Source organism: Anaerotignum sp. MB30-C6, assembly GCF_030908465.1.
Lineage (GTDB): Bacteria > Bacillota > Clostridia > Lachnospirales > Anaerotignaceae > Chakrabartyella.
Map to the genome: position 1 here is coordinate 2,956,731 of NZ_CP133078.1, position 21,945 is coordinate 2,978,675.

The following is a 21,945-nucleotide window of genomic DNA, read 5'->3' on the forward strand; positions in this document are numbered from 1 at the left end:
GAACAAGCCAGTTTCTACTTTGTTTTTCATTAACCCCCAGCACCTTATGAAACCGTCTGACACAATATCAGATATTATACGAGACTCATAGCAAATGATTCTCATACTCATCAATGAATCATTTTAATAATTAAAATCTTTTGACCCGGATAAATTTTGTTTGGATCTTCGATGTCGTTTACCATCAAAATGCGTTCAATGGTAGTATCAAAGCATTTTGCAATTTTCCAAAGGCTATCTCCGGGTTGCACTGTATAAATGACTGCACCCGCCAAGAATTTCTGTGATTTATCACAATCCTTAAGACGAATATCTGTTACAACTTGTGCCGTTTCTTGCCTCTTTGCATCTACTTCAAGCATGATAGAGGCAAAGAGCTCCCCTTCTTTATCAGAAAGAATTTGGAAGTCCATTTCTTCCACACTCCCTCTTGCAGAAGCCTCATCCTCTGAAGTAACACCCTTCATCTCTATTTTCTGGCTAAAGGGAATGCCCCTTTTCACCATGCATACAGCATGATCATCCTCTTGGCAGAAATATAAAATTTCTACCGTTAGAACACCATCTACTTCAATCATATCCTCTTCTGCTTCCACATCCTGTATGAGAAGACTTCCCCATGCTTTGCCAGCCTGCAGCATTGGCCGTTCATCTTTATCCAAAGTAAGTTTCTCTTTTAAAGAGAATTGATTTTTTACTCGACCCACAGAAGCAGGATATGTTATATTTTCCCGCATAACCTCCGTTTCCATTCCTGGAGCGTAGGCATCCGTAACCACTTCCTTCTCGGAAACATCCCATGCCGATATATCCCCCAAAATCGTTACATCAACATCTAAAATCCTCGGTTCACCATCATCATCAAGGGCAGTTTTAATAGAGGTTTCATCAATACTCAAGTCCATATCGACGGTACTTTTTGGCGTTATTCCCTCTGCCTCAATATACCCGTTAAAAGGAATTTTTTCGCTTAAAACATGAATAGTACCTGTACCTTGATCATCGGTGTATAGGATATCTACCATTAAATTACTACGAACCATTACCTTCCCATCCATGGGACGAACTTCTTGATCAGTCAAGGAGAATTCGCTACTTAAGATTTCTCCTAGGGCTGCTGCCGTCTGTGGCAAAGTAATCTCTTCTTTTATTGTAAACCTGTCCTTTTTCTCAGCTACTACTTCTTCCATGCGAAGCTTGCCTTCCAAAAAGGCCATGCCATTGCCCTCACTGGGAACAACTACATCTACTTTATGTATACGGTCTGCAGTTGCAGTCAGCCCAATTACAGCCTTTACACCCAACTTTCTATCATTGATCACTTGACAATCCAAATGCTCTAGTGCTGTTGTCAATTTCACCTGCATATCCTTTTCCAGGCCATCCATATAAATTACATCTTCAATCGGCAGGCTAGCACACATTGCATATACAGCATCTTCTCCTTTGTCGGAACAATATAGAATGTTAAGATCTAAATCACCTGAGACACTGATTCGATCATCTCCAACCCGAACATCCTTCATTCTAACTTTCCCATGGCAACTCAATACTTCATTTACATCAGGCTTGCTGTCAGGCGCGATGATATCTCCTTCCAGCAAGATCTGAGAAGCTTGCTTCCCACCCTGCTGTTTCAATACGATTTTTTCTCTTTCCCATTCCATCGGCATAAAAAACCTCCTTCGCTATTCTTGCGGCAGTTTTCAGACACTGATTTCGGGCTTTTCCCTTTTCTCGGTCACCATCCACCCTTTGTCTATATATTAATATATTGACTTCCTTCCATTGTATTCCTAAAACCGAAGGGTTTCTGAGAAAAAATCTACTTCTTTTTCGTCCAGGTGAACAAGAAAATTTGTATCAATTGAAAAACCCCTTTGTGCATAACTCATTAAAATAAGTATTCACAAAGGGGTTCTCATTTCTTTATTCATTTTTCCTGCAAAATTAAACTGCAGAAGGAAATTTTTTTCAGGAATAAACCACAAAAGAGGCTTTATAACCCAAATACCTTAATATGTTCTCATCTCGCGTAACGGAAACCAACGTAAAATAACTTTTCCCGTTAAGTCATTACAAGAAATCACGCCCATATGACGACTATCAAAGCTTAAGTCTCTATTGTCACCCAAAACAAAAACCGTATTTGATGGAATTACCATGTCCACTAACCCATTGGTAGGACCATCCACATAATCCTCCTCCAGCACCTCTCCGTTTACTTCAACACTACCATCCGTAAGTAAACGAACATGGTCACCTTCTATCGCAATGACCCGTTTTAAAACGGTTTTTTCTTTACCCTTATCGTCATGGTATTGAAAAACTACAATATCTCCTTTTTCATACCAACCCATCTGTACAGAAAAACGACTCATACAAACAATATCCCCGTCATTTAACGTTGGATCCATAGAGCTTCCTTCCAATTTTACAGGCCAAAATAAGAAAAATAATATAATTAAAATTACTGCGGCTCGCAGAACTACGTTTCCCCAATCTTTTATAACTTCATACAAAACGATTACCTCTCACAATGCAAAATTTTACCCAAAAATCCAAAATTTAACCTCTCTATATAAAATTATACAAGTTTCTCCAAAAATAGCAAGGAAAATGCAATGGAAAATTATTCCGCAGTAGTTTTTGTTCTGCTTTTGAGTTTTTGTTGATAAAATTAAGATTTTCAGTTAAACTATCTTTTACGGGAGGTTGATAGAATGTGGAAAGTAATGAAGCGCCTTATTGTACCTTTTTTAGGGTACCTAGTCATCGGCGGGCTTATTCTTGGGGTTGTATCTATTATCGCTATGTTTGGCGGTGTCTATATGCATTTGTTTGGATTTCAGTACGAGTCAGTGGGTACATTGATATTATTTTTTATTCTCGTAAGTATTATTAGCCTTCCATTAGAATCTCTAGCAATCTTCCTAACCCAATTTATGATTCGCCTTGGGCTGGCTCAAAAAAACTATGGCTTAGTCTATATTTTTTTTGATGTTAGCAGCTGTTTTATTGCAATGCAGATTGTGGACTATTTTATGCCCAGTATTGTTTCCACAAGGCTATCCATTCTACTTTTCGCCTTAACCTTGTCACTGATTACCGTTTATTTAGAAGGAAAGGGGTTCTCTTAGTTCTTATATTTTTCCTATAATCCTCAATCAAAACCATGCGTTAAACGCGTGGTTTGCACTAGCCCTAGAAGGGCTTTTTACTGGCACAGCGTCTTAAGACGCATTGAATGTTCCGCCAACCGCATTACTTTTTCAGGGAGCCGCTAAAGCGGCTTTCTTTTATCCCTTTTAATTCTTGTCACCCGTAAACGGGTCAATATATTCTTTTAGTGATATTTGGTCTGCTATTATATCATCTTGTAGCTGATTTTTTATATACTCCTTTATTACACGTTCATTTCCACCTACCGTGTCTACATAATACCCCCTACACCAAAAGTGGCGATTTCCATACTTATATTTCAGATTTGTATGTCTATCAAATATCATTCGTGCACTCTTTCCTTTTAAAAAACCTATAAACTCCGCAACACTTTAACTTGGTGGTATCTCAACTAGCATATGTATATGGTCTTTACATGCTTGTGCCTCAACTATCTCTACATCTTTTTGTTTACATAGTTTTCTTATAATTTCTATATCAGCTTTTATCTTTCCATAAATCGCTAACCTTCTGTACTTAGGTGCAAATACAACATGATATTTACATCTCCACTTTGAATGTGATAAACTCTTTATGTCAGTCATGACAAAACCTCCTTTGATTTTTTAGCGGTTGGGGAACCACTTTAATCTTATCAAAGGAGGTTTACTACTGCTATAAGCATTTCACTCCACCAGCAGAGCTGGTGGTTTATTGGAGCTTAAGCACAATAAAAAATGGTGGGGGCTGTTTAAGCCTCCACCATTTTTTTTATTCTTTTTTATTCTGAAATTTCCAGCCGTTTGCCTCTAGAGCTTCTTGCGCTAAAAGAACACCTTCTCGCTTGATTAGAATATAGTCCGTATTAAACGTGGATATAGCAAATATACTTATTTTTATTTCCGCCAAACATTTGGATATGTCTGCAAGGATTCCCACTACAGAAAAATCCATTTTCCCAACAACACGAAAAGCAACCCATCCATTTTCATACTCTTCAATATCCTTTGGTAAACAACCTGTAGGACAAACCAAGGATAGTTCGTCATCTGTTCTAGACCAGAAGGTATACAGCCCTAAATCTTCCATTTCCCGCTGACTGGTCCATTTTACAACCGAAAACTCAAAGTCTAACCATTCTAACAACATTCTACGTCACCTCACATTTGCTTACGTACTGTTTTGTATTCATCCTCTAAACGATAATAAGGACAATCCTTATGTTCGTCCCTTATAAATCTTTCCATCTCGTCTTCATCTAAGTTCACCTGGCAGTAGTGTTCATCATTTTCTTCATCATAACAAAAATTCATACATGTCTCACAGTTCGACTGCATCATCTATCCCCCATTATCTATTATATGTTCTAAAAAGTAATCAAATATAGTAAAAACCACTTCTTAATTTAAGAAGTGGTTTAAAATGGGAGTTACAGGGCTCGAACCTGTGACCCTCTGCTTGTAAGGCAGATGCTCTCCCAGCTGAGCTAAACTCCCATAAACGACTCAGATGGGACTCGAACCCACGACCTCCGGCGTGACAGGCCGGCGCTCTAACCAACTGAGCTACTGAGCCATATTAAAATATGGCGCTGGACATTTTATGAAAATGGCAGGGGCAGAAGGACTCGAACCCTCGACATTTGGTTTTGGAGACCAACGTTCTACCGACTGAACTATACCCCTATAAAGGTATCTCGCAAATTATTAATACACCTTCAAAACTGAACACAAGAATTATATCATCAATCGATTTATTGGTCAAGCCCTCGGTCTATTAGTATTGGTCAGCTGAACACGTTGCCGTGCTTACACCTCCAACCTATCTACCTCGTTATCTTCAAGGGACCTTACTTCCGAAGAATGGGAAATCTTATCTTGAGGGCGGCTTCACGCTTAGATGCCTTCAGCGTTTATCCGTTCCATACATAGCTACCCGGCTGTGCAGTTGGTCTGCAACCGGTACACCAGAGGTACGTCCATCCCGGTCCTCTCGTACTAAGGACAGCTCCTCTCAAATTTCCAGCGCCCACAACGGATAGGGACCGAACTGTCTCACGACGTTCTGAACCCAGCTCGCGTACCGCTTTAATGGGCGAACAGCCCAACCCTTGGGACCGACTACAGCCCCAGGATGCGATGAGCCGACATCGAGGTGCCAAACCTCCCCGTCGATGTGAACTCTTGGGGGAGATAAGCCTGTTATCCCCAGGGTAGCTTTTATCCGTTGAGCGATGGCATTCCCACTTATTACCACCGGATCACTAAGTCCTACTTTCGTACCTGCTCCAGCCGTCGCTGTCGCAGTCAAGCCACCTTTTGCCTTTACACTCTTTGAATGGTTTCCAATCATTCTGAGGTGACCTTCGAGCGCCTCCGTTACCTTTTAGGAGGCGACCGCCCCAGTCAAACTGCCCGCCTGACATTGTCCTATACCCGGATCACGGGCATTAGTTAGAAATTCAATGACATAAGAGAGGTATCCCACCGGCGGCTCCACCAAGACTAGCGTCCTGGCTTCATAGCCTCCCTCCTATCCTGTACATATATCATCGAATCCCAGTATCAGGCTGCAGTAAAGCTCCATGGGGTCTTTCCGTCCTGTTGCGGGTAACCAGTATCTTCACTGGTTCTTCAATTTCACCGGGCGTGTTGTCGAGACAGTGCTCAAATCGTTACACCTTTCGTGCGGGTCAGAACTTACCTGACAAGGAATTTCGCTACCTTAGGACCGTTATAGTTACGGCCGCCGTTTACTGGGGCTTGAATTCAAAGCTTCGCTTACGCTAACCTCTCCTTTTAACCTTCCAGCACCGGGCAGGTGTCAGCCCATATACATCACCTTACGGTTTCGCATAGACCTATGTTTTTGCTAAACAGTCGCTTGAGCCTCTTTTCTGCGGCCACTTGCGTGGCTCCCCTTATCCCTAAGTTACGGGGTCATTTTGCCGAGTTCCTTAACAACACTTCTCCCGTCGGCCTGTGGATTTTCTCCTCATCTACCTGTGTCGGTTTACGGTACGGGTACGTATAATACAATAGCGGCTTTTCTCGGCAGTGTGGATTCGGAAACTTCCCTACTTTTGTTCAGTCCTCATCACATTTCACCATCAAGAGACGGATTTGCCTATCTCCCTTGGCTTTATGCTTGACCGGGTTTTTCCATTCCCCGGTTTCCCTATCCTCCTGCGTCCCCACAGTTCTGATTATACGTAGTACAGGAATATCAACCTGTTGTCCATCGACTACGACTTTCGTCCTCGCCTTAGGCCCCGACTAACCCTGAGAAGATTAGCTTTACTCAGGAAACCTTAGATATTCGGCCTATATGTTTCTCACATATATCTCGCTACTCATTCCGGCATTCTCTCTCCTGTTTCGTCCACCATTGCTCTCGCTTTGGCTTCATCCTTGCAGGATGCTCCTCTACCACTGACAACACTTAAGTTGTCAATCCGTAGCTTCGGTGACGTGTTTTAGCCCCGTTACATTTTCGGCGCAGGTTTTCTCGACTAGTGAGCTGTTACGCACTCTTTAAATGAGTGGCTGCTTCTAAGCCAACATCCTAGTTGTCTATGAAATCCCACATCCTTTTCCACTTAACACGTACTTTGGGACCTTAGCTGTCGGTCTGGGCTCTTTCCCTTTTGTCCATGCGACTTATCTCACATAGACTGACTCCCGAGGGTATCTCTACGGCATTCTTAGTTTGATATGAGTTGGTAACCTTTTTGGGCCCCGCGTCAGTTCAGTGCTTTACCTCCGTTAGACTCCTCTCGAGGCTAGCCCTAAAGCTATTTCGAGGAGAACCAGCTATCTCCGAGTTCGATTGGAATTTCTCCGCTATCCACACCTCATCACCACCTTTTTCAACAGATGTGTGTTCGGTCCTCCAAAGCCTTTTACGGCTCCTTCAACCTGGACATGGATAGGTCACCCGGTTTCGGGTCTACTAATACTAACTATACGCCCTATTCAGACTTGGTTTCCCTTCGGCTCCGTGGCTTCTAACCACTTAACCTCGCTGGCATTAGTAACTCGCCGGACCGTTCTACAAAAAGTACGCCATCAGGCACAAAGCCCTCTGACTGTTTGTAAGCACAAGGTTTCAGGTTCTCTTTCACTCCCCTCCCGGGGTTCTTTTCACCTTTCCTTCACAGTACTACTTCACTATCGGTCACTAGGGAGTATTTAGGCTTGGGGGGTGGTCCCCCCGGCTTCCCACAGGGTTTCTCGTGTCCCGTGGTACTCTGGATACTGTCAGCTGGCTCGAAATTTCGTCTACTGGACTTTCACCTTCTTTGGTGTGCTTTCCCAAAACACTTCGACTATCTCTTGCCAATGCCTTATACAGTCCGCAACCCCGAAGAACTAGGTCCTTCGGTTTGGCCTGTTTCCCGTTCGCTCGCCGCTACTAAGGAAATCGAGTTTTCTTTCTCCTCCTGCTGCTACTTAGATGTTTCAGTTCACAGCGTTCCCTTCCGCAGGCTATGTATTCACCTACGGATACTTGAGGTTTGCTCAAGTAGGTTTCCCCATTCAGAAATCTCCGGATCGATGGCTATTTGCGCCTCCCCGAAGCTTATCGCAGCTTATCACGTCTTTCATCGGCTCCTAGTGCCAAGGCATTCTCCTTGTGCTCTTTCTTGCTTGACCAGTTCATTAGATTTTTGTATTGATGTTTTAAGTACTGCGACCTAACATTTCGTAGAAATGTAAGAGCAGTGCGAAATCAAAACAAAAATCGGTTTTCATTACGAAGTAATGAAAAAACTTCCTTATTGCTTTGACCCTCTTCTCATCAAGTCAAAATCTATAGCTTGTTCTTTGGAATGTTTCGTAGTAGCGATACTACGGTTTTTTGTTAGCATCGTCTGCTAACTTCGTTAGATTTTTTCTTTGATGTTTTAAATGCTGCCACCTCACATTTGTAAAAATGTAAAAGCTGCATAAAATCAAAGATAAAATCGGTTTTCATTGCATTGCAATGAAAAAACTACTTTATTATTTCTAAAGAAATTTATTTATTTCTCGATTGACTCTATTTTTTCTTGTATTCAGTTTTCAAGGTGCATCCCGACCCATTGGAGTCGGTAAGTGGAGAATACGAGATTCGAACTCGTGACCCCCTGCTTGCAAGGCAGGTGCTCTCCCAGCTGAGCTAATTCCCCTTATTCTATTTAAACCACACAAAATGGGCTCAAGTGGACTCGAACCACCGACCTCACGCTTATCAGGCGTGCGCTCTAACCGGCTGAGCTATGAGCCCATAGGACTCCGGCAACCATCTACTTTCCCAGGCAGCTGCCCGCCAAGTATCATCGACCGCTTAGGTCTTAACCGACGTGTTCGGTATGGGAACGGGTGTGTCCCCTAAGCGCATCATCACCGAAGATTTGTGTGTTTGAAGGTTTGATCCTTCAAAACCAAACAGTAGATTACTTCACAACCAATACTCCATAGAAAGGAGGTGATCCAGCCGCACCTTCCGATACGGCTACCTTGTTACGACTTCACCCCAGTCGCTGATATCACCTTCGGCGGTTCCTTCCTTACGGTTAGGTCACCGACTTCGGGTGCTTCCAACTCCCATGGTGTGACGGGCGGTGTGTACAAGGCCCGGGAACGTATTCACCGCGACATTCTGATTCGCGATTACTAGCGATTCCAGCTTCATGTAGTCGAGTTGCAGACTACAATCCGAACTGGGACTGGGTTTTTGTGATTTGCTTGACGTCGCCGTTTTGCTTCACTTTGTTACCAGCCATTGTAGCACGTGTGTAGCCCAAGACATAAGGGGCATGATGATTTGACGTCATCCCCACCTTCCTCCGTGTTATCCACGGCAGTCTCCTTAGAGTGCCCAACTGAATGATGGCTACTAAGAATAGGGGTTGCGCTCGTTGCGGGACTTAACCCAACATCTCACGACACGAGCTGACGACAACCATGCACCACCTGTCACCCCTGCTCCGAAGAGAAGCACTATCTCTAGTGCGGTCAGAGGGATGTCAAGCCTTGGTAAGGTTCTTCGCGTTGCTTCGAATTAAACCACATGCTCCACCGCTTGTGCGGGCCCCCGTCAATTCCTTTGAGTTTCAATCTTGCGATCGTACTCCCCAGGTGGAGTGCTTATTGCGTTAGCTGCGGCACCGAGGGTTCCCCCCCAACACCTAGCACTCATCGTTTACGGCGTGGACTACCAGGGTATCTAATCCTGTTCGCTCCCCACGCTTTCGAGCCTCAGCGTCAGTTTCAGTCCAGTAAGTCGCCTTCGCCACTGGTGTTCTTCCTAATATCTACGCATTTCACCGCTACACTAGGAATTCCACTTACCTCTCCTGTACTCTAGCTTGATAGTTTTAAATGCAATCCCGAGGTTAAGCCCCGGGCTTTCACATCTAACTTACCATGCCGCCTACTCTCCCTTTACACCCAGTAATTCCGGATAACGCTTGCCCCCTACGTATTACCGCGGCTGCTGGCACGTAGTTAGCCGGGGCTTCTTATTTAGGTACCGTCATTTTTTTCGTCCCTATTGATAGAAGTTTACGAGCCGAAACCCTTCATCCTTCACGCGGCGTTGCTGCATCAGGCTTTCGCCCATTGTGCAATATTCCCCACTGCTGCCTCCCGTAGGAGTTTGGGCCGTGTCTCAGTCCCAATGTGGCCGATCACCCTCTCAGGTCGGCTACTGATCGTTGCCTTGGTGAGCTTTTATCTCACCAACTAGCTAATCAGATGCGGGCCCATCCTGTACCGAATAAATCCTTTTCTCACAAGGGGATGCCCCCTCGTGATGACATGCGGTATTAGTCACCGTTTCCAGTGATTATTCCACAGTACAGGGCAGGTTGCCCACACGTTACTCACCCGTCCGCCGCTAAGATACTTAAAAATCCTGCCGAAGCTCTCATTTTAAATTTCTCCGCTCGACTTGCATGTGTTAAGCACGCCGCCAGCGTTCATCCTGAGCCAGGATCAAACTCTTATATTAAAGTTTTGTCCTAACCAGTATAATCTGGCTACTATCTGGTTTTTTCGAAACCAGCAAACTCTTTTGTCTCTTAAAAGCTTATAGCTTTTTGAATTGACTATGGGTTGTGTGTTTGTATTCTACTGTTTAGTTTTCAAGGATCAATTTATCTCTTTGTCGCTGTCGTTTTTTCGTTGTCAGCGAAGATTATCTTATCATAATCACTTTAGCTTGTCAAGCTTTTCTTCGAAGTTTTTCCAACTTTTTTCTTCGGAGTATTTACTTGTAAGGCTGCTTTTTTCTCGCTGTGTTCAACTGCATTTCTCAGTGACTTGTTCTATTATACACGATTTCAAAGGCTTGTCAACAGCTTTTTTAATTTTTTTTTATTTTTCTTTAATTTCCCCTTTTTTCCGCCCTTCTTCTATAGAAAAGTGCAAAAATATAAGGCATCCCAAAACGGGGTGCCTTATGTAGGTTTTATTCAGCTGCTGCTTCTTCAGCAGGTGCATCTGTAGCTTCTTCAGTTACTTCTGCATCTGTAGCTTCTGTAGCTTCTTCAGTTACTTCTGCACCAGTAGCCTCTTCAGTTACTTCTGCATCTGTAGCTTCAGTCTGTGCATCCTCCTGAACTTCTTCCTGTACAGCAGGTGCTTCTTCAGCTGGTGTTTCGCCTGAATTGCCACAACCACTAAAAGCCATTGCGAGGCCTAAGCATACTGCTACAATCCAACCTTTGCTCAATTTGTGTTTCATAATACATTCCCTCCTTCTTTGTTTTGCAAATTCAACTATAGCACAAAGCCGCTTTTTTTTCAATACTTCTCTTGGTATTTTATTGTATTTTATTTTGTAATTATACAATTTTTCCCAATATAATGCAGCCTTCTATATAAGTCCTTCATAAGTTATAAAGACGGTACCATTTCTAATATGGTTGCCGTCTTTCATCAATTGCAAGGCTTCTGAAACTGTTTAACCGTTTTTATCTTCTGCCTTAGATACAATTAAAGTACAAGCAGCATCTCCTGTAATGTTCACAACCGTTCTTCCCATATCAAAAATGCGATCTATACCTGCCACTAAAGCAATCCCTTCAATAGGAAGATTCACACTTTGTAATACCATGGCCAACATAATCATTCCTGCTCCCGGAACACCAGCTGTACCGATGGATGCCAGCGTAGCAGTTAAGATGATTGCAATCTGCTGTGATAACGTTAAATCAATGCCAAAGCAAGAAGCAATAAAAATAGCACAAACCCCTTGATAAATTGCCGTACCATCCATATTAATTGTAGCCCCCAAAGGCAATACAAAGCTGGCCACGTCTTTTTTGGCACCCATTTTCTCTGTACACTCTAGGTTTAAAGGCAGAGTACCTACGGAGGATGCACTGGAGAATGCCATCATAATTGCAGGCATCATGCCACTAAAAAACTTCAAAGGGCTCATTTGTGCAAATGCTTTTATGGCCACAGAATATACCACAGCCATGTGGATAAAGTACGCACCATATGCAACAACAAGGACTGTCAACAAATTCCCTAAAATAGAGGCACCATTTTCCGCAACCACTGGTGTGATCAAGCAAAAAACCCCAACAGGGCTAAACTTGATAATGGTATCCATAATAATCATAGATACAGCATTGGCACTTTCAACAAAGTCGGCAAATGCTTTTCCTTTCTCCCCCACCGTAATGACCGCAAATCCAAAGAATAATGCAGTTACAATTACCTGCAACATATTTGCATCACTCATGGGATCAATAATGTTGCTGGGGAAAATATTAATGATTGTTGTTATAAACCCCGGTGCTTCCTTTGCTGTGTATTCCAGACCACTGGTGGAAATCTGCCCAAATGTTCCTTTGAATACATTGGCAAAAGTCAAACCTATTACTACAGCAATGGCAGTGGTAGTCATATAAAAAACGACTGTCCTAATCCCAATCTTGCCTACTTTACGGATGTCCTTCATGGAAATGACACCCGACATAATTGAGAACAGTACAATTGGTACAACAATAAACTTAACTAAGTTCAAAAATAGTGTTCCAAAGGGCTTAATGTACTGTACTGCAATTTCTGGCGTTTTCATTAAGGCAATACCTGCTAAAATACCTAATATCAAGCCCATAAAAATCCAGATTGCCAACGGAAATTTCTTTGTTTTTTGAATCATGCTTCCCTTCTCCTCTTCTTTATCTCTTGGTTTTTGCTACTGTTTCACGCTAATTCTACAGGATTTCTTTTTATATGACAAGCTACTTATTTGATTATAATAGCAATCTTTGCAATGCTATACTTATTGAATTATTTTCCTTCGTTTAAACTTTTTTCAAAAAAAGAACTCCCTCTTTAAAGAAGGAGTTCTTAAGCTTAAAAGTCAATATGAATGGGAGGAAGGTTCCAAATCTCCTCTGCATACTGTTGAATGGTTCGGTCACTGGAGAATTTTCCACTTTTAGCCACATTATAAATAGCCATTTTCGCCCATCTCTCTTTGTCCCGATAGGCATAGTCCACCGCCCATTGTGCACGGCCATAGTCAGCGTAATCCTCTAAAACAAAATACTCATCGGCTCGACTTCCGCCATATCCATTTAATAGTGCATCATATAACTCTCGGAAAAGTTGGGTATCTTCATCAAATGTTCCGTTAATGAGGGCAGTCATTGCCATACGAACCTCTTGATTCATGTTATATACACTCCAAGGGTCATAAACCCCATTATACTTATCCTGTACTTCTTCTGCACTCATACCAAAAATAAAGATGTTCTCTTCTCCAACTTCATCAAAAATTTCAACGTTTGCTCCGTCCATGGTTCCCACAGTCAAAGCCCCATTTAGCATAAACTTCATATTACCTGTACCAGAGGCCTCTTTCCCTGCCGTAGAAATTTGCTCACTAACATCCGCCGCTGGAATCAATCGCTCTGCCAAAGAAACCCGATAGTTCTCCAAAAATACAACTTTAATTTTGCCATAAATAGATTCATCGTTGTTTACAACCTCTGCCACGCTGTTAATTAACTTAATAATTAGCTTTGCCCGATGATACCCTGCCGCCGCCTTTGCACCAAATATAAAGGTTCTAGGCACCATATCCAAGCCAGGGTTCATTTTCAAGCGATTGTAAAGCCCAATAATGTGCAACACATTCAAAAGCTGACGCTTATATTCATGAAGCCTCTTCACCTGAATATCAAAAATACTGTCTGGGTTTATATCAATCCCCTTTGTAGATTTAATATACTTGGCCAAGGATACTTTGTTCTCCCGCTTAATCTCCATAAAGCGTTCCCGAAAATCCCCATCCTCAGCAAAGGGTAAAATCCCTTCTATCTGGGATAAATCAGTAATCCAACCGTCACCAATCTTTTTCGTTACCAATTCAGCCAGTTTAGGGTTTGCGTGTAGTAACCATCTTCTTTGGGTAATCCCATTGGTTTTATTGTTAAACTTCTCAGGATAAAGCTGGTAGAAACTCTTTAGTTCCTGATTCTTTAAAATTTCCGTATGAAGTGCCGCCACACCATTTACCGAATGACTCCCCACAATGGCCATATAGGCCATGCGAATCTGCCCATCGGCAATGATTGCAAGTCGGCGAATCTTTTCTGGATTGTTCCCATACCGTTGTGTCAGTTCAATACAAAAACGACGGTTGATTTCCTCAACAATTTGATAAATTCGAGGAAGTAAACGGCTAAATAAGTCAAGGGGCCATTTCTCCAAGGCTTCCGACATAATGGTATGGTTGGTATAGGCACATACCTTTCTTGTAATGTCCCAAGCCTGCTCCCAAGGCAAATCATTTTCGTCCACCAAAACTCGCATTAACTCCGCCACCGCAATGCTGGGGTGAGTATCATTTAGCTGAAAAGCCACTTTTTCAGGCAATAATTTAAAATCAGAGTGCCTATCTTTAAATCGTTCAATCACTCGCTGCACTGTGGCAGAGATAAAGAAATACTGTTGGCGAAGTCTCAGCTCCTTGCCCTGATAGTGCTCATCTGCGGGATAAAGCACATTCGTAAGGGTTTTTGCCAAAGTTTCCTCCTCTGCAGCTTTTTGGTAGTTACCTTCGTTAAAGGACTTCAAATCAATTCTGTTTTTTGCCTGAGCATCCCACAAACGTAAGGTATTCACTGTATTATTACCATATCCCAAAACAGGATAGTCATAAGGTATGGCCATAACAGAGTGATACCCCTCTTGCACAAAGCCATATCCTCCATTCTCTTTGGGTACTGCCCGCACATGCCCACCAAACTTTACTTCAACGGCATATTCATTTCTGCGGATTCCCCAAGGGTCTCCATCCTCCAGCCAGTTATCGGGGGCTTCCACCTGATACCCATTTTCCAGCCGTTGTTCAAAAATTCCATAATGATAGCGAATGCCACAACCATAGGCAGGTAACTCTAAAGTGGATAAAGAATCTAAAAAGCACGCTGCCAAACGACCTAAACCGCCGTTTCCAAGACCGGGATCAGGCTCGGCATTCTCCACCATATTAAAGTCAATGCCCAAATCATCAAATACTTCTTTAATTTCCATACTCATTCCCATATTGATTAAGGCGTTTCCAAAAAATCGCCCCATCAAAAACTCCATGGAAAGGTAATATACAGCCTTCACATCCTGTTCATAGTAAGTATCATGGGTTTTAATCCACTTATCTGTAATCAAATCCCTTAGAGTGAAAACTGCCCCGTGATAAACTTCTTCCGCCGAAGCCGTTTCAAGGTTTTTTCGATACAGGGTTTTCACATTTTCTCGAATCATTGTTTTTAGTGTTTCTTTTTCTATCCCAATTTGTCCCATAAAGAACCTCCTTTAGGAATGCCTTTTTCTATTGTAAAATTGGTGTTCGGAACTTTTTTATAACTATAACAAAGCATTCCCCATTTTGCAAATAACCTTCCCTCTTTTATGTAAAACAAACGGCAACTCCCAAAATAAATCCTAAAATCCCACCCATACCAGACAGTATGGCATCCTTAAAAGGCTTTCCTTCAGGAAACAGTCCTGCACAAGCACAGTACAATGCCGTTCCGCCAATGACACTTCTGGGCAATGCCCACGAGCCATGGGCAAGGGCTTCAAATAAAAAAGCTACTGAAAATATTACAATACTGCGAAGCTCTTTTTCATACTCAAACTCGTCATACTTCTCCTCTGCCCAAACGCCAAATACAATGCCTGTGATTGCTCCAAAACCCGCCCAAAGAAAATCTTCTAAAAAAGCAGGAGGCAAAAACATAAAACAAAGGTAAGCTAAAATAGTTCCCTCCAAAAAGCGAAAAGGCAACGGATAGGCTCTCTTCCACCTACTCGCTGCCCACAGCAGCACCCAATACACAGGAATCGCCAGCCATAGACTCATACGACCTTCCTCCTTATTCCATATATCTCTATCATATGGATGGAAAAAGCCTTTCATTCCGCATCAAAACGCAAATATGATTCCCACTGCCGCCCCAATTGCAATATATAATACTGGGTGCTTTTTATATTTATTTGTTAACAATAACATTACTACAAACAAAATACATTCCTTAATTCCAATCAGACCAAAAAAATTATCTAGTGATAGCTCTCCTATTTTATGGACATGGAATAAACTACTAATGATCACACTAAATCCTGCAGCCCCAATCAACCCCGTTACCGTAGGTCTAAGCACATAGAATGCCTCCTCAACATGGGTATTATTGCGAAATTTCTCAAGAAACTTGGAAACTAATATGATGATTACAACAGAGGGAAATACTAACCCCACTGTGGCCACAATACTGCCCAGGGGCCCACCAAATTGATACCCTGTGTATGTTGCCATGTTTACCCCTAACGGACCAGGGGTAGACTCTGAAATAGCCACCATGTCAGCAATCATGCCGTGACTAAACCATTCATACTTATCCGCCAGGTTATACAAAAAAGGTAAGGTAGCCAATCCGCCGCCAACGGAAAATAGCCCTATTTTGAAGAACTCAAAAAACAATATTAACCAGTTGCTCATTTTTCTCTAACCCCCTTTAAAACAGGGAGGGCTACACCAAATAGTGCTGCTCCCAAAACAATCCAAAGGGGAGACAGTTCGAATATGGCAGACAGAATAAAGGCAACCACAACAATTGCCACACAAAGCTTATCCACCACGGACTTCTTCCACATTCCAATAACGGCGTTTACAATCAAAACCCCCACTACCACACGAATGGCCCCAAAGGCATGTTGCACAATGGGAAGTTCTGCAAAATTATTTAACACTGCCGCAATAATCATAACAATAATCACCGAAGGAAAGATACTCCCCAAGGTTGCCGCAATTGCCCCAATAACTCCCTTTCGCTTATATCCCACAAAAGTTGCCGTATTTACAAAAATAATTCCAGGGGTACATTGCCCAATGGCAAAGTAGTCAAGAATTTCATCTTCCGTGGCCCATCCCCTTTTGGTTACCACTTCACTTTGCAGCATAGGTAGCATTGCGTAGCCTCCGCCAAAAGTGAATCCACCTATTCTGCAAAAAGTAATAAAAAGCTGCCAAAGTTCTTTCATTCTTTCACCGCTTTCTCTATTCCTCCATACCACTAGCCTGCATTTTCTCCATCTGGTCTGTGGTAATCAGAGCATCCATCAACTCATCCAGTTCCCCATCTAATATGCTATCAATCCTGTGTAATGTCAAGCCAATTCTATGGTCAGTCACACGCCCCTGGGGGAAATTATAGGTACGAATACGTTCACTTCTGTCCCCCGTTCCAACTTGAGAACGACGGTCAGCAGAAATAGCCGCATCATGGGCCTGTCTTTCCCTCTCATAAACTCTGGCATACAAAACTTTTAGTGCTTGTTCTTTATTTTTCAACTGAGACTTCTCATTCTGACATGAAACCACAATGCCCGTAGGCAAGTGGGTCATTCGCACCGCCGAGTCCGTTGTGTTTACACACTGCCCACCGTTACCCGAAGCACGGAAAACGTCAACCCTAACGTCATTCATATCAATGTGAACATCAACCTCTTCTGCCTCAGGCATAACTGCCACCGTTACTGTAGATGTATGGATACGTCCACCGCTTTCCGTTGAAGGAATACGCTGCACACGATGCACACCACTTTCATACTTCATCCGAGAGAAGGCGCCCTTACCTGTAATCATAAAGGAAACTTCTTTAAAGCCACCCAAATCGTTTTCATTGGCATTCATCAGCTCTACTTTCCAACGTCTGCCCTCAGCATAACGGGCATACATACGGAATAAGTCCCCAGCAAATAATGCCGCTTCATCACCACCTGCCCCGCCTCTGATTTCCATAATAACGTTCTTTTCATCATTAGGATCTTTTGGTAACAGTAAAATTGTAATTTCTTTTTTCAATTCTTCCAGTCTGTCCTTGTTTTGGGCAAATTCTTCTTTTACTAATTCACGAAAATCATCGTCCAGCTTTTCATTCAATAACTCTAAGCCTTCCTCAATTGCCTCTTTTACCCCTTTATACTCACGGTAAGCCTCTACGAGGGGTGTCATATCACTATATTCCTTCATCAACTTTCGCCATTCCGATTGGTTGGCAATCATATCAGGATCATTCACCTGATCTGCTAAATCAATATATTTACTTTCCACCTCAGCCAATCGTTCAAACATGGTTACACCTCATTAAAAATTCCCTCTCTAATTTTCCAAAAACAACTCTGTCTAATCCTGCCAAATCCTGTTGTAACATGCACTTGCAAAATCCTGCTTCTTCCATTAAAGAAAGTAATGCCTGACCTTGATCATATCCTATTTCAAAAAACAACCATCCACCATCCCGTAACCAATGACGGCTATCTGCTATGATGCTGCGATAAAAATCCAACCCATCTTCCCCTCCATCCAGAGCATTTCTGGGTTCAAAGTCCCGCACTTCCGGCATCAAGCCCTCAATTACCTCTTTGGCAATATAAGGAGGATTGGAAACAATAGCATCAAAGGTGCCTTTTAAATCATCAGGAATTGCGGAAAATAAGTCACTTTCTATCCACCTAACGTTTACTTTGTTGTTTTCTCCATTTTTCTTGGCAAAATCTAAGGCCTTAGGGCTGATATCTACACCATAGGCTTCCATTTTACCGTAATGGGCAAGGCAAATGGGAATGCATCCACTTCCCGTCCCCACATCCATGATTTTATCTATTTTTTCTTGTTTGGAGACTTCCAAAATCCCTTCCACCAGCACTTCTGTGTCACTGCGTGGAATCAATACCCCTTCTCCAACAAAAAAGGGTAAACCCATAAACTCACACTGGCCTAAAATATACTGCAAGGGACGGTTTCCTTCCCGCTGGGATAAATAGCTTTCATACCTCTTCGCTTGCTGGGGAGAAATACCTTCCTCCCCTTGGGTAAAAAGCCCCACACGGCTCAAAGAACATATATCCATCATCAAAAGTTCCGCTTCAAAAACGTAGTTATCTTTCCCAGCGGCCTTTAAACGTTCTTTGCCCTCCTGCAAAGCCTGACTAATGGTCTTACTCTCCTTCATCTTCCAATACTCCCTTCATGGCAGCAATGGCTGTCTCGATTTGGGATTCGTCAGGTTCTGCCGTTGTTATTTTCTGCAAGCAAAATCCAGGATAACTAATGGCTGCAACAATTCTGCTTTCAGACTTCCCTGCCCAGCGTATTACCTCGTAAGAAATCCCTGCAATAAAAGGAACTAACAGAATTCTGGAAACCAATCTCAGAATTAATGTGTCCGTACGTACAAAAAAGAACACAATCATACTGATGACCATAACAAAAAGTAAAAAGCTGGTTCCACAACGCTTATGTAAGCGAGAACAAGGCTTTACATTTTCCACCGTTAAATCCAAACCACTTTCAAAGCAATTAATGGTTTTATGTTCCGCCCCATGGTATTCAAAAACCCTTTTAATTTCTTTCATTCTGGAAATTAGGAATAGGTACGCAAGGAAGATTCCAATACGCAAAAGCCCTTCTACAATACCCAAAGCCCATACTGGAACCAAATCCTTTGTAAAATTCCCTAACCACACAGGCAGAACAAAAAACATTCCCATCCCCAGTATCAACGAAAGAGTAACACTAAAGTATATCAAAATATCATTCACTTTATCCCCTAGTTTGTCCTGAAGGAATTTTTCAAAAGGAGATAACTCCTCCTCTGCCCAATCCTCTCCAGCAATTTCAGCGGAGTGCATTAAAATTTTTGTTCCTGTAATCAAAGAATCCACAAAAGCGGCAATACCTCTAAAAATGGGAACCTTAAAAATCCCTTTGCTGCCAATGCCACCCCACTGGTTTTTCTCGATGGTAATTCCACCTTCTGGATTTCTTACGGCCATGGCGTACATTTTTTTCCCACGCATCATTACCCCTTCAATAACAGCTTGTCCGCCAATGCTGGTTTGACGCACTTTTTTATCTTTATCTAAATTTGACACCCAATCAACTCTCTTCTATTATGAAATTTGTACTGCAATTCATTATTATATCATAAAAGATTATAAACAGAAATTCATTTTTTAAATTTAGGATAAATATAAGATTTGCCCGCGGGCAGAAGTTTAAAAATATAAAAAAAATTCCCATCTCTTCCATGTAAATAGAAAATCAAATAGAAAAAACAAAGAATACCTTTCCAATTCGCTCCAATACTATCTAGATACTTCACACGATAGACACTCCAGTGATTTTTTTTACTTTTCCCCAAACTTTTTATTAGGCTAATCTGTCTAAGCTCATGAAAGGGGTTAACCTTATGAACAAAAAGCAGCTGTTTGAACAATTTATCACCAATAAAGACAATCTTGATCAGGCCTTCAGATTTGCCTTTACTTATACTAAAAACCAACAAGATGCAGAAGATGTAGTCAGCGAAAGTGTTATCAAAGCCCTACGCTCCATCCACAAGCTAAAAAATACGCAATACTTAAAAACTTGGTTTTACAAAATTATCATTAACACTGCCCTTACCCAATTAGAAAAAAATAAAAAGGTAGTGGTAACGGATTATGAAACGTTAGATGACCTTCAAAGCATAAGCGATGATTATTCCAATATTTCCTTCACCCAAATGATTCAACATTTGGACGAAAACTATCGTGTAATCATTGTGCTTCGTTTTTTTGAGCGGTTACAAATAAAGGAAATCTCCCAACTGCTTGATCTCAATGAAAATACAGTAAAAACCAGATTGTATCGTGCATTGGAATTATTAAAAATTGATATGGAGGAAGTAGACGTATGAATCAAACACTAAAAAAATTAAAAAAGGAATATGAAACCCTATCTGCCTCAAAAGAACTAGAAGAAAGGATAAATGCTATTATGAAAAACGAAAAGAAGAAACAACCTTGGGTAAAAATTACTACAATTGCAGCAAGTACAGTTATCACAGCCTCTATTGCCTTAAATGCAAGCCCTAACCTGGCTTATGCCATGACAGAAGTTCCAGGCATGGATACCGTGGTGAAAATCCTCACCTTCGGTCGCTATGTAAATCAAGAAAATGGCTACGAAGCAGATATTGTCACCCCCCAAATCGAAGGCTTATTAAACAAAGAATTACAAGATCAGCTGAATGCGGAATTTAAGGAAAATGCTGATGCCTTAATTGCAGCTTTCGAGAAAGATGTAAAGGCTTTAAAAGAAAAATTTGGTGACGAGATGGTACATATGGGTATCGACTCCAACTACATCATTAAAACCGACAACAATGACTATCTGGCCATCGACGTTTATATCTTGAATACAGCTGGTTCTTCTTCCACAGTCCATACCTTCTATACCATTGATAAACATACGAATCAATTGGTCACTTTGCCAAGCTTGTTCCAAGAAGGTGCCGACTATATAACGCCCATCAGCCAGTACATCACCTCAGAAATGGAACGACTCAACAACGAAGAAGATGGCATGTTCTGGATTGCTGGTCAAACAGAATTTGGAGAAGGCTTTAAAGCAATCCTCTCCGACCAAAACTTTTACATCAATAGCGAAGGAAATCTTGTAATCGCTTTTGATAAATATGATGTAGCCGCTGGCGCTCAAGGAAGCCCAGAATTCGTTATACCACAAAATATCATTGCCGATATTTTGAAATAGTATCCTCCCCCTTATCGAAGACTACATATCGATAAGGGGTTTTTTCTCTTCAAGGTTACATAATATTATCTATTATTAAGTCAGACTTTTTTGTAATTCGACTATTGAAGTTTTACTTAATTTCAATTTGTAAGATTCCATCCTCTTTCTCCTTCTATTTTCTATGTATTTCCACAGTTTACATAGGATATCCACAGGGGCAAACCTTAGTTCCCCGCATTTTTTTCAAGTTATCCACACGTTGTCCACAGGTCGTTGTGATTTATGTAAATCCATGCCCTTCCTGCTCATTTATATCCCTAATAACATAATTTAAAAGTAGAATAAAGTACGGCGCCAATAAAAAAAGTGCAGGAATATAAATTCTCTGCACATTTCTATCTTGCTTCATTAAGTTTAGGAAATCAAAAAGTTTATTACCACTCTTTGCTCTCTTATTTTTGCAAAAATTACTTTCTGCCGTATTTTTTGTTGAACTTTTCAACTCTACCGCCAGCTTCTAGAAGCAACTTCTGGCTGCCTGTGTAGAAAGGATGACATTTAGAGCAAACTTCGACTCTGATTTCTTCCTTTGTGGAACCTGTTTCGAATTCGTTCCCACAGTTGCATCTAACCTTTACCTGATTGTACTCGGGATGGATTCCTTCTCTCATTTTCTTTCACCTCATTTTT

At 41.8% G+C, this 21,945-nt stretch carries 17 protein-coding genes, 5 tRNA genes, 3 rRNA genes and 1 pseudogene; 3 read left to right on the top strand and 23 right to left on the bottom strand.

Translation table 11 applies throughout. The features are described 5' to 3' along the window. Positions 1-110: 110 nt before the first annotated feature. Complete coding sequence (locus RBQ60_RS14525) at positions 111-1,673, bottom strand: DUF3794 and LysM peptidoglycan-binding domain-containing protein (protein ID WP_307884395.1); 1,563 nt, start codon at positions 1,671-1,673, stop codon at positions 111-113. A 342-nt stretch (positions 1,674-2,015) separates the two neighbouring features. Continuing rightward, positions 2,016-2,522: a signal peptidase I gene (gene lepB, locus RBQ60_RS14530; protein ID WP_307884396.1), complete on the bottom strand. Its 507-nt coding sequence runs from the start codon at positions 2,520-2,522 to the stop codon at positions 2,016-2,018. A 201-nt stretch (positions 2,523-2,723) separates the two neighbouring features. Between lepB and RBQ60_RS14535 the strand changes: the two genes are divergently transcribed. Continuing rightward, positions 2,724-3,140, top strand: coding sequence for a YrvL family regulatory protein (locus RBQ60_RS14535; protein ID WP_307884397.1), 417 nt, complete (start codon positions 2,724-2,726; stop codon positions 3,138-3,140). 168 nt (positions 3,141-3,308) lie between these two features. On the opposite strand, the pseudogene tnpA reads toward RBQ60_RS14535, so the two are convergent. The 20 genes and pseudogenes from tnpA to RBQ60_RS14635 form a co-directional block, all read right to left on the bottom strand. Continuing rightward, positions 3,309-3,767: pseudogene (gene tnpA, locus RBQ60_RS14540) on the bottom strand (IS200/IS605 family transposase). Between the two features lie 166 nt (positions 3,768-3,933). Next, a complete protein-coding gene (locus RBQ60_RS14545) occupies positions 3,934-4,311 on the bottom strand; it encodes an ACT domain-containing protein (protein ID WP_307884398.1) in 378 nt (125 codons plus the stop codon). An 11-nt stretch (positions 4,312-4,322) separates the two neighbouring features. Continuing rightward, positions 4,323-4,475, bottom strand: coding sequence for a DUF6472 family protein (locus tag RBQ60_RS14550; protein ID WP_307884399.1), 153 nt, complete (start codon positions 4,473-4,475; stop codon positions 4,323-4,325). 110 nt (positions 4,476-4,585) lie between these two features. Next, a tRNA-Val gene (locus RBQ60_RS14555) sits at positions 4,586-4,658 on the bottom strand. A 5-nt stretch (positions 4,659-4,663) separates the two neighbouring features. Further along, positions 4,664-4,737 (bottom strand) — tRNA-Asp (locus RBQ60_RS14560). A 34-nt stretch (positions 4,738-4,771) separates the two neighbouring features. Next, positions 4,772-4,847, bottom strand: a tRNA-Trp gene (locus RBQ60_RS14565). A gap of 71 nt (positions 4,848-4,918) precedes the next feature. Next, a 23S ribosomal RNA gene (locus tag RBQ60_RS14570) occupies positions 4,919-7,817 on the bottom strand. Positions 7,818-8,259: 442 nt separating this feature from the next. Further along, a tRNA-Ala gene (locus tag RBQ60_RS14575) sits at positions 8,260-8,332 on the bottom strand. Between the two features lie 24 nt (positions 8,333-8,356). Beyond that, positions 8,357-8,430, bottom strand: a tRNA-Ile gene (locus RBQ60_RS14580). A 6-nt stretch (positions 8,431-8,436) separates the two neighbouring features. Continuing rightward, a 5S ribosomal RNA gene (rrf, locus tag RBQ60_RS14585) occupies positions 8,437-8,554 on the bottom strand. A gap of 70 nt (positions 8,555-8,624) precedes the next feature. Further along, a 16S ribosomal RNA gene (locus RBQ60_RS14590) occupies positions 8,625-10,158 on the bottom strand. Together the 16S, 23S and 5S rRNA genes with 5 tRNA genes alongside form the textbook arrangement of a ribosomal RNA operon. Positions 10,159-10,617: 459 nt before the next feature. Further along, positions 10,618-10,893, bottom strand: coding sequence for a hypothetical protein (locus RBQ60_RS14595; protein ID WP_307884400.1), 276 nt, complete (start codon positions 10,891-10,893; stop codon positions 10,618-10,620). Between the two features lie 219 nt (positions 10,894-11,112). Continuing rightward, on the bottom strand, positions 11,113-12,324 hold the full coding sequence (locus RBQ60_RS14600; protein WP_307884401.1) for a dicarboxylate/amino acid:cation symporter: 1,212 nt from the start codon (positions 12,322-12,324) through the stop codon (positions 11,113-11,115). Positions 12,325-12,521: 197 nt separating this feature from the next. Continuing rightward, the gene (locus RBQ60_RS14605) at positions 12,522-14,975 is read right to left on the bottom strand and encodes a glycogen/starch/alpha-glucan phosphorylase (RefSeq protein WP_307884402.1); all 2,454 of its coding nucleotides are present in this window, start codon (positions 14,973-14,975) and stop codon (positions 12,522-12,524) included. A gap of 106 nt (positions 14,976-15,081) precedes the next feature. After that, positions 15,082-15,537 carry a hypothetical protein gene (locus RBQ60_RS14610; RefSeq protein WP_307884403.1) on the bottom strand — a complete coding sequence of 152 codons (456 nt, stop codon included), beginning with the start codon at positions 15,535-15,537 and terminating at the stop codon, positions 15,082-15,084. A gap of 63 nt (positions 15,538-15,600) precedes the next feature. After that, the gene (locus tag RBQ60_RS14615; protein WP_307884404.1) at positions 15,601-16,173 is read right to left on the bottom strand and encodes a chromate transporter; all 573 of its coding nucleotides are present in this window, start codon (positions 16,171-16,173) and stop codon (positions 15,601-15,603) included. Continuing rightward, positions 16,170-16,715 carry a chromate transporter gene (locus RBQ60_RS14620; RefSeq protein ID WP_307884405.1) on the bottom strand — a complete coding sequence of 182 codons (546 nt, stop codon included), beginning with the start codon at positions 16,713-16,715 and terminating at the stop codon, positions 16,170-16,172. Before RBQ60_RS14620 ends, RBQ60_RS14615 begins: the two co-directional genes overlap by 4 nt. Before the next feature lie 16 nt (positions 16,716-16,731). Next, positions 16,732-17,808, bottom strand: coding sequence for a peptide chain release factor 1 (gene prfA, locus RBQ60_RS14625; protein ID WP_307884406.1), 1,077 nt, complete (start codon positions 17,806-17,808; stop codon positions 16,732-16,734). Further along, entirely contained in the window at positions 17,801-18,688 is an 888-nt protein-coding gene (gene prmC / locus RBQ60_RS14630; protein WP_307884407.1) for a peptide chain release factor N(5)-glutamine methyltransferase, read from the bottom strand. Before prmC ends, prfA begins: the two co-directional genes overlap by 8 nt. Further along, positions 18,675-19,610 (bottom strand): DUF1385 domain-containing protein, encoded by a 936-nt coding sequence (locus RBQ60_RS14635; RefSeq protein ID WP_307884408.1) that lies wholly within the window; start codon positions 19,608-19,610, stop codon positions 18,675-18,677. The genes prmC and RBQ60_RS14635 overlap by 14 nt, the downstream gene beginning before the upstream one ends. A gap of 317 nt (positions 19,611-19,927) precedes the next feature. Here RBQ60_RS14635 and RBQ60_RS14640 point away from each other — a divergent pair, with 317 nt between their 5' ends. Both RBQ60_RS14640 and RBQ60_RS14645 read left to right on the top strand, forming a co-directional pair. Next, on the top strand, positions 19,928-20,416 hold the full coding sequence (locus tag RBQ60_RS14640; protein ID WP_307884409.1) for a sigma-70 family RNA polymerase sigma factor: 489 nt from the start codon (positions 19,928-19,930) through the stop codon (positions 20,414-20,416). Then, positions 20,413-21,273, top strand: coding sequence for a DUF3298 and DUF4163 domain-containing protein (locus RBQ60_RS14645; RefSeq protein ID WP_307884410.1), 861 nt, complete (start codon positions 20,413-20,415; stop codon positions 21,271-21,273). The genes RBQ60_RS14640 and RBQ60_RS14645 overlap by 4 nt, the downstream gene beginning before the upstream one ends. A gap of 449 nt (positions 21,274-21,722) precedes the next feature. On the opposite strand, the gene rpmE is transcribed toward RBQ60_RS14645, so the two are convergent. Continuing rightward, positions 21,723-21,926, bottom strand: coding sequence for a 50S ribosomal protein L31 (gene rpmE / locus RBQ60_RS14650; RefSeq protein ID WP_307884411.1), 204 nt, complete (start codon positions 21,924-21,926; stop codon positions 21,723-21,725). Positions 21,927-21,945: the final 19 nt, after the last annotated feature.